Origin of the sequence: Phocaeicola sp. HCN-40430 (assembly GCF_037890285.1) — a bacterium.
Lineage (GTDB): Bacteria > Bacteroidota > Bacteroidia > Bacteroidales > Bacteroidaceae > Phocaeicola > Phocaeicola acetigenes.
In genome coordinates, this window is sequence record NZ_JBBKBS010000077.1 from 1 (window position 1) to 452 (window position 452).

Genomic DNA, 452 nt, shown 5'->3' on the forward strand with positions numbered 1-452 from the left:
TTTGATTTTGAGAGTATCAAGAACAAGGCTATTGAACAGCTGAAAGCGGGCAAGCCCTTGTTAGGTAAAGACGGTGCTTTTGCTCCCTTATTGGAAAGTATCCTGAATGCAGCTCTGGAAGGTGAGATGGATGCACACCTTACAGAAGAAGAACGTCAAATGGGCAACCGCCGTAACGGGAAAATGCAAAAGCAGGTCCAGACTCCATTAGGTGAGGTAACTGTATCCACTCCCCGTGACCGTAATTCAAGCTTTGATCCACAATTCATTAAGAAGCGTGAGACCATTCTGGCAGAAGGTGTTGCTGACCGTATAATCGGCCTGTATGCTCTTGGTAACAGCACACGTGAGATTAGTGATTGGATGGAAGAGAATCTTGGTAATCGTGTATCGGCAGATACAATCAGCGCCATTACAGACCGTGTACTTCCGGAAATAAAGGCATGGAAATC

1 protein-coding gene is annotated in these 452 nt (G+C 45.8%); it reads left to right on the forward strand.

Annotated elements, in window-relative coordinates; genetic code table 11:
* A partial coding sequence (locus WKU26_RS12665; protein ID WP_340322316.1) for a transposase occupies positions 1 to 452 on the forward strand: 452 nt, incomplete at both ends.